The organism is Pontiella agarivorans, assembly GCF_034531395.1.
Lineage (GTDB): Bacteria > Verrucomicrobiota > Kiritimatiellia > Kiritimatiellales > Pontiellaceae > Pontiella > Pontiella agarivorans.
This window is the reverse complement of record NZ_JARVCO010000002.1, coordinates 662,154-679,530: the sequence shown is the minus strand read 5'-3', so window position 1 is coordinate 679,530 and position 17,377 is coordinate 662,154. Positions and strand designations below refer to the sequence as shown.

At 52.5% G+C, this 17,377-nt stretch carries 10 protein-coding genes; 1 reads left to right on the top strand and 9 read right to left on the bottom strand.

Going from position 1 to position 17,377, the window contains the following annotated elements; translation table 11 throughout:
- Positions 1-79: 79 nt before the first annotated feature.
- From P9H32_RS02800 to P9H32_RS02765, 8 genes are all read right to left on the bottom strand, one after another.
- Positions 80-763, bottom strand: a complete 684-nt coding sequence (locus P9H32_RS02800) for a response regulator transcription factor (RefSeq protein WP_322607343.1) — start codon at positions 761-763, stop codon at positions 80-82.
- Positions 715-2,928 carry a sensor histidine kinase gene (locus tag P9H32_RS02795; RefSeq protein ID WP_322607342.1) on the bottom strand — a complete coding sequence of 738 codons (2,214 nt, stop codon included), beginning with the start codon at positions 2,926-2,928 and terminating at the stop codon, positions 715-717. Before P9H32_RS02795 ends, P9H32_RS02800 begins: the two co-directional genes overlap by 49 nt.
- Before the next feature lie 47 nt (positions 2,929-2,975).
- Positions 2,976-4,985 (bottom strand): glycosyl hydrolase 115 family protein, encoded by a 2,010-nt coding sequence (locus P9H32_RS02790; protein WP_322607341.1) that lies wholly within the window; start codon positions 4,983-4,985, stop codon positions 2,976-2,978.
- Positions 4,982-6,352 (bottom strand): sulfatase-like hydrolase/transferase, encoded by a 1,371-nt coding sequence (locus P9H32_RS02785; protein ID WP_322607340.1) that lies wholly within the window; start codon positions 6,350-6,352, stop codon positions 4,982-4,984. The genes P9H32_RS02790 and P9H32_RS02785 overlap by 4 nt, the downstream gene beginning before the upstream one ends.
- Before the next feature lie 13 nt (positions 6,353-6,365).
- Positions 6,366-8,486 (bottom strand): hypothetical protein, encoded by a 2,121-nt coding sequence (locus P9H32_RS02780; protein WP_322607339.1) that lies wholly within the window; start codon positions 8,484-8,486, stop codon positions 6,366-6,368.
- A 318-nt stretch (positions 8,487-8,804) separates the two neighbouring features.
- On the bottom strand, positions 8,805-10,292 hold the full coding sequence (locus P9H32_RS02775; RefSeq protein WP_322607338.1) for a hypothetical protein: 1,488 nt from the start codon (positions 10,290-10,292) through the stop codon (positions 8,805-8,807).
- A gap of 2 nt (positions 10,293-10,294) precedes the next feature.
- A complete protein-coding gene (locus P9H32_RS02770) occupies positions 10,295-12,445 on the bottom strand; it encodes a dynamin family protein (protein ID WP_322607337.1) in 2,151 nt (716 codons plus the stop codon).
- Positions 12,446-12,607: 162 nt separating this feature from the next.
- Positions 12,608-14,953, bottom strand: a complete 2,346-nt coding sequence (locus P9H32_RS02765; RefSeq protein WP_322607336.1) for a glycosyl hydrolase family 95 catalytic domain-containing protein — start codon at positions 14,951-14,953, stop codon at positions 12,608-12,610.
- Between the two features lie 141 nt (positions 14,954-15,094).
- Here P9H32_RS02765 and P9H32_RS02760 point away from each other — a divergent pair, with 141 nt between their 5' ends.
- Positions 15,095-15,526: a helix-turn-helix domain-containing protein gene (locus tag P9H32_RS02760; protein ID WP_322607335.1), complete on the top strand. Its 432-nt coding sequence runs from the start codon at positions 15,095-15,097 to the stop codon at positions 15,524-15,526.
- Here the strand turns inward: P9H32_RS02760 and P9H32_RS02755 are convergent, their stop codons facing one another.
- Positions 15,527-17,371 carry a hypothetical protein gene (locus P9H32_RS02755; protein ID WP_322607334.1) on the bottom strand — a complete coding sequence of 615 codons (1,845 nt, stop codon included), beginning with the start codon at positions 17,369-17,371 and terminating at the stop codon, positions 15,527-15,529.
- Between the last annotated feature and the right edge of the window lie 6 nt (positions 17,372-17,377).

Here is a 17,377-nt window from a genome sequence, read left to right as displayed (position 1 = left end):
CCAAAAGATAGCCCAAAGGTTAGGTTATTCAAAAACGAGAATTCTGATCGTATTTGGAGAATATTTCCGTGACTTCTTTTTACGCATTTAGATGCAGAATACCCTGTTTAAAGGCATGCACGACCGCCTGGGTCCGGTCTGCGGCGTTCAGTTTTTCACGGAGATTGATGATGTGCAGCTTCACTGTCGGCAGTGAAATACCCAGACGATCCACAATCTCTTTATTGCTGCACCCCTCTGCCAGCAGTTGGAGCACTTCCATTTCGCGCGGAGTCAGATCATCTTTTTCCTTACGCTCTTCCAACTTCGCAGCAATTGCGGCCGGGAAATAGGTTCCTCCTTTGGCCACTTCCTGCACCGCCTCGATAACCTCTTCAACTTCACCGGCTTTTTTGGTGAGATATCCGCGCACGCCGGCGGTATAGGCTTTAAAAATATCCTCTTCCGAATCGAAGACAGACAGGAGCACCACTTTAATATGAGGAAATTCAGCCAGAATCTTCCGGGTGGTTTCAATCCCGTTATCTCCAGGCATCTGATAATCCATCGTAACCACATCAGGCTTCAGTTTACGGACCAGTTCAAGCGCCTCACTCCCGTTGGCCGCCTGTCCGACAGGCTCAAAACCCGGCTCAATATTAAAGGTTTCGGTCAACCCCAGCCGTAGCAGCGCATTATCATCCACCACCAGGATTCTGGTATTTTCTTCCATGCTCACGCAGGCTCCCATTCCATTGTTGATGAAATATGTATCTTCACACATGTGCCTTCTCCGGGTCGACTTTCTATTTCCAGCATTCCTTTTAACTGGTTCACCCGCTCCTGCATTCCCAGCAGGCCGAAATGTCCAGCTTTTGAAGCACATGCTGGTTCAAACCCGGCACCATCGTCCATTATCCTTATGATCAGACTGTCATTTCGGTAGTCCAGTTCCACGGTCACTGTTTCAGGTCCGGCATGCTCCGTTGCATTCGCCACCGCCTCTTTCACGATAAGAAGCAGATTCCGCTCAGCCGCCTGATTAAGTTTTCGGACCTCACCGGTCACCTTCAATTCAAATGTTGCTCCCCCCCCGCGGGCCAACGGCTCCAGCGTCTCTTTTAATGCCGATATAAAATCCAGCCGTTCCAGAATCCCCCCGCGCAGATCCATGATTGAACTTCTCGACTCCTGACTGCAGTGCGCCAGCATCCCCTGCACCACCTCAATGGCATGTCGGTTCCGATCAGAATCAGAAATTACTTCCTCCGCTTCCTGTTTAAGATGCTCACGGATTCCCTTCTGTTCCGTACCGACCCGCTTCAGCAGAGTCCGAATAGACGACAGCCGTTTTTCCCGGTTCAGCTCCAGAACCCGCTGCGCCCCGCGCAGCTGAATTGCCATACCGGCCAGCCCCTGCTCCAGATTATCATGCAGCTCGCGGGCAATCCGCTGCCGCTCATCTGAAATCGTTTCCCGCTCCACCTGATCCGCAATAACCCCTGTTTGCTTCCGCACCGTCCTTCGCAGAGCGGCCACCCATACCAGAATCAGCATCGTCAAACCGCTGCCCGCCCCCAGCATCCAGAGCAGCCGGCCCGGAGTCCACCAGGGCGCCGGCGAAAGTACCGCGACATCCGACGCCCAGCGCAACTGCAGCCAAAACCAATCCACATACAGTCGCCAGCTGCGCTCCTCACTGCGCGTCAGATTACAGATACCCTGCAGACGAATAATCGCTCCCGGTTTCAGGTCCTCGCTTAATTCAGCATAATGCGGAATCTTTGCCTCGAAAAGATAGGAACCTTGCCGACACAGCAGAATTTTCTCCCGATGGCCTGTCGTTAAACCGAACGATTCCGTAATATCCACCAGCTCTGCATCCAGTTTAACCAGTTCATAATTCAGCGATGCTTCCGGAAAATTATCCCATCGTGCTCGCAGCTCATCGTTCAGCGTCAACGGAATGGGTTCCGGCAACCTTCCCGTTCGTTCCACCAATCGAATTTCACGCGCGGCAAAATCCGGACTGATGGGGTTGGGCAGAACAACGCCTTCGACTTCGATGCAATCCCCGGCAGCGACCTCCGCCCGCCCCCGGGTCATCACTTTGATACAGGCTTTTTCACCCCGGAGATATAAATGCGAATCGCTGACATAGGTAACCATTCCTTTCGTGCCTTTCGGAAGCCGATGGTGTGCGTCCCCGGCCCGCATTAATTCATGGATAGGCAGAATGGCAATACCTTCTCCGGGCTTGAAATTGTCGATCAGTTCAAACTGATCCGGCGTATTAACAAAGAAGGTGCGCCCCACCACCTGCCGGTTCATATTAAACTGTGTTCCGGCCACAGCATTGAACTTCACCCGGCTGAACATCAGCTCATCCACCTGCTTTTCCACCTCTTCGGTCCACGGCATCTGAACGTGCACCGGCACACTGTTCACCATCAGTTCCAACGTCAGACTCCGGCCGGAACTTCCGTCCATCTGAACCGATTTTGAAATAATCCGTCCCGCAAGCCAGACCCAGTCACAATCAATCTGCGTGGAATAAAGCTCAAAGGTATAAAAAGGACGCGCCTCCGGAAGCGGTTTGTTTCCCAGCCGTTCAATCCGATCCACAAAAATCGATGTAGAGAAAAACCCCTCATTTGTTTTGCCCTCCACCCGGACGATATCTCCCGGAACAAACCGGCTTAAAGCTCCGGCAGCTCCGGGTTTCTGGGCATAAATCCCCCGTTTTCCATCATGCAGAAAAAGCCCGTTTCCCGTAGCATGAATCCACATCACCTGCGCCTCTACCCGGACCGGAAGTTTCTGCGAAGCCTTTTCGAGCGGCAGTGCCCGCAACGATGTCAGATTCGTATAAACCTGCTGCGCATCAACCGTCCCGATGCCGGACAGCATCAGCAGAATAAGTTTAAATACAGTAAACAATCGTCGCATGGTGGAAAGATATAACCTATCCAGATAGATATTCCAAGGATAGGAAACTATTCCCCATTGGTCATCCAGATCAGCTCATCGCGGTATTCACTTTCAAAATACGGCTGATATTTATAATCCAGCCCCGGCGTTTTCGGATTCCGCGCAGAATAATCCAGATTGAAATAATTCAGATCTTTCAGATGGTCGATATAGTGCTCAAGCAGCCGTTCAATATGCCACGTCCGCGCTGTTTCATCGTGATCATACCACCCCTCAAACCGTCCCCAGCCGGATTGTTCAATCCACTCCTCCGCTTTCAACGCTTCACGCACATGCAGCAAAGCCTGATAGGCATCCAGCTGCGCCTTATGCCACTCTTTATTCAGGTAATGCTCAAGCGATGCTGTAAAATCAACCGCCATCCCCGTTAAATGCCGCATCTTCAGTGTAGGGCCCACCAAATCCGCCTCGTAAAAATCCAGCACATTTCCAGCAAGAAAACGGCGACAGTCATAAGCCCGCTCCAGCGCAACCTCCCACTTTTCCTCTGAAGAGCTGAAAAGATCCTGCCTCATCAGCTTCCGGTCCACCTCATTCTGATAAGCCCCGTTCAGCATCTGCTCCACATAATAGAAAAAATATTCATCGCCGGAGTTTTTCCGATCCTTGGAAAAAAGAAACGGGCATGCAAAAAAATCACGATATGAATCCGCAACAGCGGGCTGTGTTGTTCCCAGCACATGCTTCGCATACCAGTCAAAATACCAGTCGCCGTTTTCACAGGACTGAAATTCCTCAAAATGATTCATATACGTTGCCATCTGGCGAATGCCGAATATCTTCTCCTTGAAATTCCCCACATTCAGCACAATCGCATTGGTCATTCCATACTCAACCGCACGGCCCACTTCATGTTGGAATGTATCCGGATGAATCGCATTAATACGCATATGCGTTTTGCGGTTGTGATACGAAACATGCTGGTAGATCCCCATTTTCAGATCACACTTTTCCGCCAGCTTCCAGTTCCAGTCGCCCATAACCCCATGCCCTGAATCAGAAAACAGCAGCATCGTATCCTCGGGATATTCCAGCAGGCCGGAACTGTACAGCCGGCTCAACTCACCCCACAGATAACCGCAGATCAGCGGATGCTCCTCGCCGGTCAGCTCCTTCAGCAGTTCATACTGCGTACGAATCACATCATTCACCACCCGGGCCTTTTCCTCCATCGAACTTTTGCGCGACATCGCCGGATCATCATCCCAGAATGCACGATCCAGCAGTCCGCGGAAGTTCAGCGTCCAGATGACGTTTCTCCCCTTCTGCCGCTTAATCGCATCGGACCAGAAATCAATAAAATGCTCCCGGTGCGTCGACCACGAATAAGGAATATTCTTCGGCCAATATAACGGCACACTGCCCAGCGGTTCCGCATGATGCTGATTGATATAAAGGCCCATATCCGAAGCAAGCACCAGATGCGGCTCATCAGCCAAAACGAGCGTCGAAGGAATTACCCCCGTCATTTTCAGCCGAAGCATCGTTTCATAGAGCTTTTCCATAAACTCCGGATTCATGCCATACGACTGATTCTCCATCTGAAATCCGATAATCAGATCCTCGTCATTCACAAACATCGCCCGGTGCGTAAACGTATACGGTTTCGACTCCGTCAACCCGTTCGGAACATCCAGTGTTCGAACCCGCTCCGGGACAATTCCCGTGAAATAGATGCACGGATCAATGCCCAGCACATCTTCTGAAAACGAATAAATTCCGTGGATCAAACCGAGTTCATCGGATCCCGTAATCGTCACCCCGGAATCAGAAACTTTAATCCGATGCCGGTCAAACGCCTTCCAATCCCTGGAAATCCGGAACGTAAAATGCCCCGTTGCCTCTCCCGGAACCGGAAACCCGAGTTTCCGCTGCAGATCTTTTTCAAACGCCGTTACCGCGTAATCCACAGCCTCCGAACCGGACTCATCGCGAAGATCCACATTCGCAGTCAGCGTCAGCCCGAAAACCCGTGACGCCGCAACGATTCCAAAAATCGGAAGAATCCACTTCATCGAACGTTTCTCTGGTTTTCGTAAAGTTCTTTCTGATGCTTTTTATGGTCCGGATAATCCCAGAACTGATACCGGATATTATCTTTATTCCATTCATCCCACGCGTTCTGAAGCTGCTCCACCACAGCCGCCTGCTCCGGAGACTGATACAAATCATTCTGCTCGCCGGCATCGTTCTTCAGATTAAAGAACTCCTTCACCTCATTCGTCCAGTCGGCCTTCACCAGCTTTTTTCCGTCTTTATTGACAATCGCCCAGGCCGCTCCATCACGACGCCGAAAATAGATATTTTCATGCGGCGCATCCGTCTGTTCTCCCGTCATAAACGGAAAAAGATTTTCGCCTTCCATATTTCCTTTTTCCACCCCCGCCAGTGCGGCCATAGTCGGAGCAATATCAATAGAAATCACCGGCCATTCAAATGTGGAACCGGCCGGAATTTTACCCGGCCAATACGCCACAAACGGAACATGCACCCCGCCCTCATAAACCGCACCTTTCCCATCGCGAAACGGACCGTTATCCGTAACGCTTCCCGGATGCGGCCCGCCATTGTCACTCAGGAAAAAGACCAGCGTATTTTTCTGCAGGCCGAACGCTTCGAGGGCATGCAGAACTCGCCCGATGCCCTTATCCATTTCGGTAACCATCGCCGCATAAATCTGCCGTTGCTTACTTTCAATATGAGAAAACTGTGCAACCGCTTCTTCCGGAGCCTGCCATGGGGCATGCGGTGCATTATAAGAAAGGAACAGAAAAAACGGATCATCTTTGCTCCGCTCAATAAACTTAAGCGCATGGTCCGTCAGCTGATGCGTCAGATACCCTTCCACATTGGCAAATTTTTCATTATCGATCAGCGGCAGTTTATAACTGTCCGCCAGATCACGGGAATTTACCTCAAAGTAATCATGCCCCCCACTCGGCATTCCGAAAAAGAAATCAAAACCCCGGTTCATCGGGTGCTGCACCTTGCTCATACCTAAGTGCCATTTGCCCACCAGCCCCGTTTTATATCCCGCCTTTTTCAGGCGCGTCGCAATCGTGGTTTCCGATGCCGGCAAACCTGATTTTTCATCCAGCGGCGCATACGCCGGATTGGTCTCGAAACCGAAACGCTGCTGATACCGCCCCGTCATCAGACCCGCCCGCGTCGGTGCACAGAACGAATGGCTTGCATAGCCGTTTTCAAAACGAACGCCCTCATTCGCCAGCCGGTCAACATTCGGCGTTCTGAAATCTGTACACCCGTTAAAACTGACATCCGCAAAACCCAGATCATCCGCCAGAATCAAAACAATATTCGGCTTCTCCGCCGCCAGCACAGAAACCGCCAGCCAACCCATCAGCATTGTCCATATTTTCATCTTTTTTTATTCCTTACTTTTTCACCGCCACACGCAACACCGCCGTACCCACAGCCCCATCATCGCCATCCGGAAAAGAAACCTTTACCTTATTGGTCGATTTCAGAATTTTCGGATCTACATAGATGAGTTTGGTCGATGCATATTCTTTATCGGTATAACGCCCGGCCGAATCCTCCAGCGGGACCTCTAATTCCCTGCCATTTACAGTGATCAGCGGCTCCACGCTTTGACCTGGCGCACGGGTGACAGCCACCCGCAACTGCGCATAATCGATATTTCCAAGCGTTGGAATTTTAATCTTAAACTCCGCATCCGAAACCGGCACCGCCACTTTATCGCCATAGCACACCACTTCATTGACCGCCCGCGTCGGTTTGATCGGTTCACCATAATCGGCAACCAGCATCACCGACTCCCGGCCCGCAATTTCGAGCACATCCGGCGTGGCGATTTTCTCCTCCACATACGACATCGTGAAATCCGGATTCCGCCCGAGACGCCGCACCTCAACCGCGCCGGTTTCAATGCCGTAGAGATCAATCGATTCCCCATCAAAACTCTGATTATTGATGACCAGATACAGTTTGTTTTCATGCACAAAAGCACGGGTCTGCAAATCCGGATCGGAACAGAGCGCCTTCACCCGGTGCCCGTCAACCCCGCGGAAAAACCGATAAAAATTCAGTGTATCCTGCTCCACCCACTCACTCTCATCCGTATAATCCTTTGCCACATAAAGCTGGGCATAATATTTCGGTCCCCAGTTCCAGGTGGTGGAAAGAATAAAAGGCACCGCCTTTTGCACGGTGTGCGGATGATCCATAAACGCCAGCGTGTTCGCAATAATTGAGCTGACATGACCAAAGCTCACGATGGACCGTTTTTTCATTTCAATATCCCACGAATCGTGATCCGCTTGCGGATATGCATTGCTCAAAATCTGTGAGGCCACCAGCTCACCGTCAAAATCACCCTTCGGCGCTTCGCCGTTATAACCGCCCTGTTCGCTGACCACGATATGGGCTGTTTTCCCGAATGCATTCATAGTGTAGTTCGGGACCAGATCCAGCGTACCTTCCAGCGGCAGACCCGACTGCAAGCGGCCTTTATACTCCCCGTCCCGCCAGCGCAGATAGTCATAAACATGATACGAATAAAAATCCATCTCCCCGTTCGTATGGTCAATGAACTGCTTCATTCCCTGAAAACCGCGATAGTTATTGCGGTAAAAATAACAAACCGACATACACAGCCCCCCCACCTGCACTTCCGGAGTCGCCTTCTTCACCATCTCACGTGTTTTCAGATGCCAGTCCGCCAGATGCTGATCATTGAAAAACGACCAGTGCGGCTCATTCACCAGTTCATAATACCGCGGCCGCGTGAAGTCCGTATAATTAAACTTCAGCACCGCCGCCGCCAGCAGCGCAGCAGCATCAATATTCTCCGGGATATATTGCGGATGCTTGGCATCCCGCATCGAATCCGCCGTTTCATGACGTCCCATATATTCCGGATAGGCATTATGCGCCCCATGCATGGCCACATCCAGATTATCCCCGAAATCAGCCTTCAGCTTCGCTGAACCGTCCTGCGGCTTCGCCTGCATCAGCGGCGTCAGATCGGTATATCCCGCTTTTTTCGGATCTTCCTTCAACTTTGAAGCCGGATACTTCACCAGCCCCAGCGACCGCCCGAAGTGAATTCCCAACTCATGTACCAGATAATCATATTTATCCTCCGGTACACGCCGGTCAAAATTAATCCCGCCATCTGCAATGCTGAAATAGCGCTTCCGATCCACCTTGGTTACCCCGTCAATCGCCCGCGCCGTATGCGGCTCAACCACAATATACGGCTTATTCCAATCAATGGAACGCGGCTCCTTCTCAACCGGAAAAGAACGGGTTGCTTCCCGGTCTCCCGCATCCACCGGCACCGCAGCTGCAGCATCGACAGCACTTGTCGTTTCCTGTGGAATTTCCTCTTCCGCTGAGTTTTTTTCCGGAGTCTCTGCCGGCCGTTCAGACGCTGAGACTTCATTATTCTGCTCAATCGTCTGCTCTTCCGGTACACAGCCCGCACATAACATGATCGCCACAAAAATGGGTCCGACTTTCCATATCTCCATACAACAACTCCTCCATGAGAACCTAAACATTTAGATAAAGAACGTCGCCGAAGCAAGAAAAGGACACGGAAGATGCACAGGACAGCCTTTAAATTACTGTGTGCATGCAGCTCGGTTCCCCAGATCAGCATTGATACCGGAGCCTCGGTATCCTCAGCTTCCCGCCATGCAGGAATCAGACGGACAAACCGACCCATATACCGGGGTACTCCGGCCATCCGCTGTCGGAAATAAAAAGGCCTGTTTTGCTGACGGAGCACGAAAACAAAACAGACCCTTTGAACTTTAACGGCAGGAAAACATGGCCGTTCAGAAACGTCAGGCCGGTTGCAGGCCGCGTTGCATATCGTTGAGACGCCGCGCCTGATTCTTGGAAACCTGAGCCAGCGTAAGGCGCGGAATCTTCCAAACCGGATCTTCATTCGGGGTGTAAGAACAGTGCTCATGCACCACCTGATAGAGCAGCTTGAAGGCATCACGCGGTTGTTGCATCTGTCCCAGCGCATCCAACACATCCTGCAGGACCACATCATCGTCAAAGAAATCGCTCAGAACAACCGACTGTTCACCTTTTTCGCAACAGGCTTTAAGCCGCATATTGGCGAGGTCATACAGAGCCGAACCGGACCAGGCCAGACGATCGATCATACACTGCTTATCCAGCCGCGCTTTCATATAAAAATCTTCCGATTCCCGATGAACCAGATAACGAAGCTCAATAGGCAGCAACAATTTAATGCCGATATGCTGCTGCTGCAGAAATTTGTTGTTCAGCATCGGCCAAACCAGTTCTTTCATCTTCTGCGCATCGCCGTTGATCATGGCCGGTTCATCGACCCGATCCACCAGCACCACCATTCCGCTGTAGCCGAATTCCTCGAGAATCGCGAGCAGGAACCGGTTCAGTTCATACCGGCTGTCATGATCCCCGGGCATCGGCAGCGCGATCCCGGCCGACCGGGTGCGCCCGATAAGCCGAAGCTTCCGGGCCAAATCCGCTGTCGTATGGCTGACCGTCTTGATTTCGCGCCGCAAGCGGGCTGCCAGCGTCTGTGTCCGGAAAAATTCGGCGCCCTGCAGCAGAACCAGCAGAGCCGCTCCCACCAGCCCGATACCGCCGACCGCCAGAGACACCCAGCGCGGCATTTCCAGAGAATCCCCGAACAGCAACAGAAGAGCACCAATCAGCGCAAATAAGCCCGCCGCCACCCATTCGGCCACCTGCATGGTCTGGATACGCGCCAGTTTACGAAGACGCTCAAAACGTTGATCGGTTAAACTGTTAGGTTGGTCATAAAGTGCGGAAAGCAGACAGAGGCCGAGCCGTTTCCGACGGTTCATACGCTTTACACGCCGACGCATACGACTGAATCCCGGCAGCTCAGGCCGCTCGCCCATCAGCGTATCCACCAATTTGGTCACGGCAAGTGCCAGCATGGCATCCTGATGATCTTCGAGCCGCATATGCCGCAAAGGGTTCTCCTCTTTATACCGGCTGGCAAATGTATCCAGTGCGGCATTCTGGTCGTCATAGCGCACCACCCAAACGCGCTGCTTATCGGAGCTCTCATTATGCAGCGCATACTGTTTTTCCATCGTCAGGCGCAGTGCTGTTTTCCCGCTGCCCTTTTCACCGAACACGATGGCTGAAGAGGGATGCTCCGGAGTGCCGTAAATTTTAGCGAAATCAGGATGAGTGGATTCTTCGGAAAGTAAGCGCAAAAACACCGGATCATCGGTCGCCTCTTCGGCGCTGAATGGATTTTCCAGTACGTTCCAGTGTCGCCAGAAATCAAATACCCGCATCGTTATCCCCTACCTTCTTCCGTATCGTTATCGGTTTTTTCCGAATCGGAGGTGCCGGTTTCTGTCGCACCCGTATCCAAGTTATTATCGCCCGCCGGATCATTTGCAATCTCTGAATCTGCTTCCGTCACTTCCAAGGATCCAGCTCCCCGGTTCGCCGGACCTTCCAGCGCGGTCTGCATCGCGGACAGGCGCCCATCGAAATCCTCAACCGCCGCCGCCATGCCATCCGTCAGAGACAACAGGTGTTCAAGTTCAGCAATCTCTGTTTCCAGCTTTTCGAGTTCATCTGTAAGCGTGATCTCATCCGTTTTGAGTTTCGATAAAACCGAGTCCCGCAACGTTTCCGTGTGTCGGTCTGCCAACAGCTCCGCCTCTTTTTCCATGGCATCCGCCAGACTGTTTTTCACAAAACCCTGTACCTGAACAATCAGAAATTCGCGGGCTTCATCCCCCAGGCGACGCTCTTTGTGGCTCACCGGAATGGTCCGGCTCCCGCGATCCCCGAACAGCCGACGCCGGATTTTTGCGGGACTGCGAAACAGCAGATAATCAAAAAAGCGGCGGCGAACCGGTACCGTAGCCGGATCCAGCTCAAATTTTTTGATAATAAACGTCTCGTCAGACCCCATCTGTTGAACAGAATCGCCGCTGATGCCGGCCAGATCAATCTCCAGCAGCCGCAACGCTTCGCGTGCTCCGGATTCCAGTTCAGCTCCGGCAAATGCGCCGCCCAGATAGCGCCGCATAATCCGGCGGGCCTGCTCTCCCAGCCGCTGCGCTTCGCTTTCGATCGTTGCAGCAAATCCTTTTTCGCCCAACGAACTCAAACTGTTTTCCGACTTAAACCATTCATCAAGCACTTTACTGAGGCCGCTTCGCAATTGCACAACAGCATCGCCGACCATCGTACTGATTTCAGAAACGGTCATCCTCCGGGTGGCGGAAAAAACAGCGTTCCAGTCAAGGTCCGCAATACACCGCACCGCCTCCTGCCGCTTCAAAAGTTCCTCACGTTTCTGACGATCCGCTTCACAGGTGGCCCGCAGCTGTTCAATGGCTTCACCGGTGACGGCATCCTTCAGCTCTCCGGCCAGTATATTGCCCTGATTAATACTGTCGCGCCGGAATTCATACAGGTAATCACTGCTGTTCAGGTAATCGCTGAGGTCCGAAAGAAAATCATCAAAGGTCGAAGCCCCCCCTTCCGCACTTTCCTGATCCGGCCCCAAACGCCCGGAAGCAGCACTGAGCAGATCAATCGGATAAATATTGAGCCGCCCCTCATCAAAGGCTTTTCGTAATGGAGCTTCCATCGAAAGCGATTCAAACGCTTCCACCACACGCTGCGGCGATTCACTTTCCACACTGGGTCTCAGCGAACCGTCAGGCGCAAGGTCCTTCTTGTTCCCGTCAATATTCACGACCAGGAAAACCCGGCTGAAAATATCCAGCAGTTTGTTGAATTCAGCAAACACCTGTTCCAGGAACAGATTTTCAGTTTTTACCACAAACACAGCACAAGCAGCGGCATCACGAAAATCCCGCGTCATTAAATCATACCCGAACTTCATACGGGTGTAGAGGCCGGGGGTATCCACGAGAACCACCCCGGATTTAGCCAGATCAGCAGCCGGCAGGCTGATGTCAATCCGGCGTAACGCATCCGGATAATCAGTGGCCGGATCAAATGCCCGGCCGGCTTCCTCCGCTTTTTTCAATTCCTCGGCCAGTTCGCCATGCTTCGTATCCACCAGTTGCTCGAGCTCTTCGCGACCACCGATTTCCAGGCACTGTCCCCCGTAGGACGTGGTTGAAAACGCCTGCTGTTCACCGTCCCGCACATAAACCAGACACGGATAAGCCGGAAGACTGCTGACTTCGCTGACATAACTTCCGCTGATGGCATTCATCAAGGTTGACTTACCGCTTTTCAGCGGGCCGAAAATAATCAGATAGGCCTGCTGTGCCTCCAGTTTATCAACCAGAATCTTAAGGCGGTGCTGCACATCGGCCAGCTTCGGGCGGGCATCGCCGAGCATTTCAGCCCGGCCGGCATCAGCCATTCTGGACAGCGATTCATCCAGAGTCCGCAGCAGAGGCGATGCGAATGCGGAATAGTCTACGCAAAAATCACGAAGTTCAGTTTTCACTTAAAAAAATATCCTTATTTTAAAGCCGGAGTCGGAAAATATCATCCTGCAACTGTACCCGAACCAGCCTAACTTAACAGCCCCTGTTGTAAAGCCAAATGCCCATGAATGGCATTTGAATCACGTTAAAGTGCGCTCTGTTCCGGCAAAACTCCGGCACAGCTATTTCAGATCTTTATTTTCAACAAGGTAGACTTTTCCGGCCGAGGTTTGTGTGCGGATGATTTTGCTTCCCATCCGCACAACGAGCGGATTTCCGTTCAGTGATTTTATCTCAGCCAGCACCAGCGTGCCGTCTTTCCAGCGAATGGAAACCTCGAAACCTCCACGTGCACGCAACCCCGTCACCGAACCTTCGGACCAGGCCGATGGAAGCGCCGGCAGCAGATCAATAATCCAGTGTCCGTTTACATCACGCAGGTGCGACTGCACCAGCGCTTCGGCAATCCCCGCCGTCAGACCGAAATTACCATCGATCTGAAACGGCGGATGCGCATCAAACAGGTTGTTATAAAAACCAGCGCCGCCCTTCACACTCGTATTATTAAAAAAGCCGTACAGAATCCGGTTCATCCGGTCACCGTCTCGCAGCCGTGCCCAGAAGTTGACCTTCCATCCTCTGGACCATCCGGTTCCTGCATCACCGCGAAGTTCCAGCGTTCGTTTACAGGCCGCAAAAAGTTCCGGCGTTTCCGGTGTGATTTCAGCTCCGGGATGCAGCCCCCACAGATGCGAAACATGGCGATGATCCGTGAAGGGGTCCTCTTGATACAGCCACTCCTTCAACTGTCCCGCTTCACCCACCTGATTCGGTGCAATACGGGCGGCCATTTCCTCCAGCTGTTTTCTGAAGGCGGGATCTTTTCCCAGAAACTTCGCTGCTTCGGCCGTCTGATTGAAAAGCGTACGAATAATCTGATGGTCCATCGTCGGGGCCATCACCAGCCCGCCGCGTTCCGGTGAATTGCTCGGCCCGCTCACCAGCCAGCCTTTTCCGAACACCGGATCTTCAATCAGATAGTCCACAAAAAATTCCGACGCCCCTTTCATCAGCGGATACGCCGTTTCGGCCAGGAACTTCCGATCTCCGGAAAAAAGAAAATGTTCCCAGAGATGCGTACACATCCACGCTCCGCCCACCGGCCAGATTCCGTGGTTCGAAGCATTGATCGGTGCCGCACCGCGCCATGCATCGGTGTTATGATGCGCCACCCAGCCGCGTGCCCCGTAATGCTTTTCCGCAACTTCACCTCCCGATATCTGCAGATCCCGGATCAGATCAAAAAACGGTTCATGGCATTCGGAAAGACCCGTGAGCTCTGCCGGCCAGTAATTCATTTCGGCATTGATGTTCAGTGTATATTTTGAATCCCACGCCGGTTTGCGCGATTCATTCCACAGTCCCTGAAGGTTGGCCGCCTGGCTTCCCGGACGGGAAGAGGCAATTAAAAGATAACGTCCATATTGAAACAACAGCGCCGCAAAGTCGGGATCCGGATTCGACTGATACTGACTCAGACGCTCATCCGTGGTCAGCGCGGCCGATCGGTTGCCGTTGAGATTCAGTGTTGTTCTCCGGAACAGCCGGCGATGATCTTTCTGGTGATCCGCGAGAAGCTGGACATAGCTTTTACCCCCGATTCCATCCAGGACCTTTTCACACAACACGGCCGGATCAGCGTCCAATGACTGGAAATTTTTGTACGAGGTTCCGCCAACCAGATACAACGTTGCCTTCGTTGCACCGGAAACCTCAATTCCCGAATCAGAAACCGTCGCAGTTCCATCCTCAACATCAATCCGGAGGCGGGCCTCAAATTCAACCGCTCCGTCAAAAGGAATGCGGTTCCCGTTTCGGCCGACGTCTACTGCATCCACTTTTCCGATCAGCTTCAACGTGGTATCATCCTGCCGGCTGACCCGGGTTGCACGTTGATGTTCAGAAGAAAGTGCGGCCCGGAAAAACAACGCCCCCTTCCGGTCCGCTTCGATCCGAACCGCAATCATCTGATCCGGGCAGCTTGCAAAAACCGTGCGCGTGTACTGAACGCCGTCAACCGAATAAACGGTAGTGGCCACCGCACCATCCAGATCCAGTTCGCGAAGATAGTTTTTAACTTTTCCAGCCGCAGGAAACTCCAGCCAAAGATCTCCGAACGGCTGATACGGGGCCTGCCGAAGCGGAACCGACATAAAGCGTTCCATACCCAGTTTCTGAGCATCCTTCTGTTTTCCGGCAAAGAGAAGCCGGCGCATTTCCGGCAGGATGTCAACCGCACCGTCGCGGGCATAGGAATGCGGTTTCCCTGCCCAGAGCGTATCGTGATTAAACTGAATCCGCTCTTTTTCAATGCCCCCGAAAACCATCGCGCCCATGGAACCGTTACCGACCGGAAGCGCATCGGTCCACTGTTCCGCCGGTTCGTCGTATCGCAGCACCAGTTCACCGGCTGAGGCCTGACTGCATGCCGCAACAACCCCCAAAAGAAGAATCACACCTGTTTTCATGCCATCGTCTCCACTAAATCTCCACCGGGGAAAGATACCGGATTCGCAAGGCCGACGGAACACTTAACTTTTCAGACCGGGGAAAGACAGACCCGCCCTGACAGAAGCTACTGAACAACGGTTTCGCTGAAAAAAATTTCCTTGCGCTCCAGCGTGCGAACCGCCCGGGAACACAACAGTACTGAAAAAGCCTTTCAATCGCTGCTCAACGAACTTGAATCCAGACTGCCGGAACCGGTCGATTTCACACACCTCGCCCGCCGTCATGGCTTTTCGCAGTCCACATTCCGCAGGCTGTGGAACAAACAGATCGCCGTTCCTCCGGCCCGATATGTGATGGAACACCGCCTTCAGCATGCCGGCCGTCTACTGACCAATACCGACCTTTCCGTCAGTGAAATTGCCGCCCGGATCCATTTTGAAGATCCGCTCTACTTTTCCCGGAAATTCCGTTCCTTTTCCGGTCTTCCACCCACCGAGTTCAGACGGCGCTACCGAAATCCGACTTCAGCAGGCCTGCCTGATGCTCAGAGATCAGTCCAACGCCACCATCACAGCGGATACAAACGCTGATTAATTTCCGGAGTGTACATCCAGAACAACCGTACTTACACGGCCACCATCGTCAGAAAAGATAAGAGAGATCCTGTTATCGGTCTGTAATATACCGTCCGGAACAGATACCGGGATGGCGCCGAAAAATCCGCCCTTCCGGTTGGCCTGATCATCGCCCATCCAATTATCCGGAAACTCAATGGACTGGCCATTCACGGTCAGCAGCGGTTTTTTTGAACGATCGTGCTCTCGGGCAAAGGAAACCCTCAGGGAAGCCGCAGTTGGCGCATCGGCAACTACACCATTTATGCAGAACTCAACCGGCTGATCAGCAACAATAGGTTGCAGGCAGGTATCACTATAGTACGTCCTGGTTTTTACCGTGCGCCCGGAAACCACGGGAGTTGAATACGTTATCCGGACAATCCTTGTTTCATGCGGCTCCAGAACAAGCTCCTTGGGCAATATGCCGGTCCTTTCTACCGTGTACTGCACGGCCTGCTGCCGGGGTATGAACATGCGTTTGATCTCTACCCTTTCCGGCTCAGCGTTTTGCCCGGGAAGCACAAGCGAAACCGGATGCTGCTCCTCCTTGAAACTGTTCAGACAAATATAAACATCCGGCCCATCCACAAAAGCATAAACCGCAACATCAGGATCAGTTGATTCAGTAAATACACGCCGGCCTTTCACATCGCACCACAGGCGATAGAACTCCATCTTTTCGGTTTCCAGAAAACGGGTCGGATTGTTGTCCACGATGCTTTCAGGATCCGGCCGCCAGAGATCCGCCGAAAACGGCTGCCATCGGTTTTTCGGATTTTTATAAAACCAGGGACTTTTCGTTGTGATAAACGGTACCGCGATAAGTAACCGATCTTCCCGGCCAAGCAGAGAAAAAAGAAAATGGTTGTATGCATTCAGCTCCGCCGAACTGCGTGCCGGAGAATAGGTATCCCCTTCCGGCCAGCCCGAAGAAACATCACCATATTCACTGAAGGCAAAAGGTTTCGGTTTTCCCCATTTCATGGCCCCATAGGTTTCAACCAGATCCATTAGCGCCTCAACCCGGCTGCCGCTTCGGCGGCTGTCGTCCTTTTCATACTGCGTTGCATCCATCAGAATAAAATCAATGGCGTCAATATGCTCCCCGGCCACATCCATGAACATTTTCATTCGCCCATGCCAATGCCCGAAATCCCAGAAATGCATCATCGGCCAGGCACTCGTATAACCAATCACCTGGGTCGAAAGCCCGCGCCGATCGATTTCCTCGCCGATCCTGGCGATGACCTGAGTCATACGTTCCCGAACGGCCGCCTGGTCCTCGCCATATTTCCCGGCAGCGACGAAAGGCAGAGAAATCGGGGAATAAAAATCAGGCCGGAAATCATCCTCATAATTATACTCAAGGATATCCGCAGCATACCGTGCCATTTCTGCAGGGTCATCCTGCATATTGAATACGGTTCCCGGCTCATCCGTGATAATGCGCCGCGTGGTGCGATAGGCATACAGCGGATCCGCCTTAGCTCTGGCAATAACTCCCGGCGCCCGTGTCCTGATCACTGCCGTGTCCGGATAAGGCGTTCCATTCTGATGACCGCTGAAAGGTCCATCGAAAGCACGACCGAATCCCACGTTCAGCGACTTCAATTGTTCCAGATCGTCAGCCGTTAATGCGGCACCGGTATAACTGCTGTGCACATTAAAAAACGTACTGCGATCCAGCTCCGATGTTTCACCGAGCACCTGTTCGTCCAGAAGATGAACCGTAACCTTTGCAGGTTCACCCCCTGGACTGCACATACAGGCCTGACTTAAGAACCCGGTAACGACCGCAATGAGACCATACAGCTTCATTCGATA

Bases quoted from the DNA above. Each gene is read 5' to 3' on its own strand.
- P9H32_RS02800 (WP_322607343.1), bottom strand. From the start codon at position 763: ATGTGTGAAGATACATATTTCATCAACAATGGAATGGGAGCCTGCGTG.
- P9H32_RS02795 (WP_322607342.1), bottom strand. From the start codon at position 2,928: ATGCGACGATTGTTTACTGTATTTAAACTTATTCTGCTGATGCTGTCC.
- P9H32_RS02790 (WP_322607341.1), bottom strand. From the start codon at position 4,985: ATGAAGTGGATTCTTCCGATTTTTGGAATCGTTGCGGCGTCACGGGTT.
- P9H32_RS02785 (WP_322607340.1), bottom strand. From the start codon at position 6,352: ATGAAAATATGGACAATGCTGATGGGTTGGCTGGCGGTTTCTGTGCTG.
- P9H32_RS02780 (WP_322607339.1), bottom strand. From the start codon at position 8,486: ATGGAGATATGGAAAGTCGGACCCATTTTTGTGGCGATCATGTTATGT.
- P9H32_RS02775 (WP_322607338.1), bottom strand. From the start codon at position 10,292: ATGCGGGTATTTGATTTCTGGCGACACTGGAACGTACTGGAAAATCCA.
- P9H32_RS02765 (WP_322607336.1), bottom strand. From the start codon at position 14,953: ATGAAAACAGGTGTGATTCTTCTTTTGGGGGTTGTTGCGGCATGCAGT.
- P9H32_RS02755 (WP_322607334.1), bottom strand. From the start codon at position 17,371: ATGAAGCTGTATGGTCTCATTGCGGTCGTTACCGGGTTCTTAAGTCAG.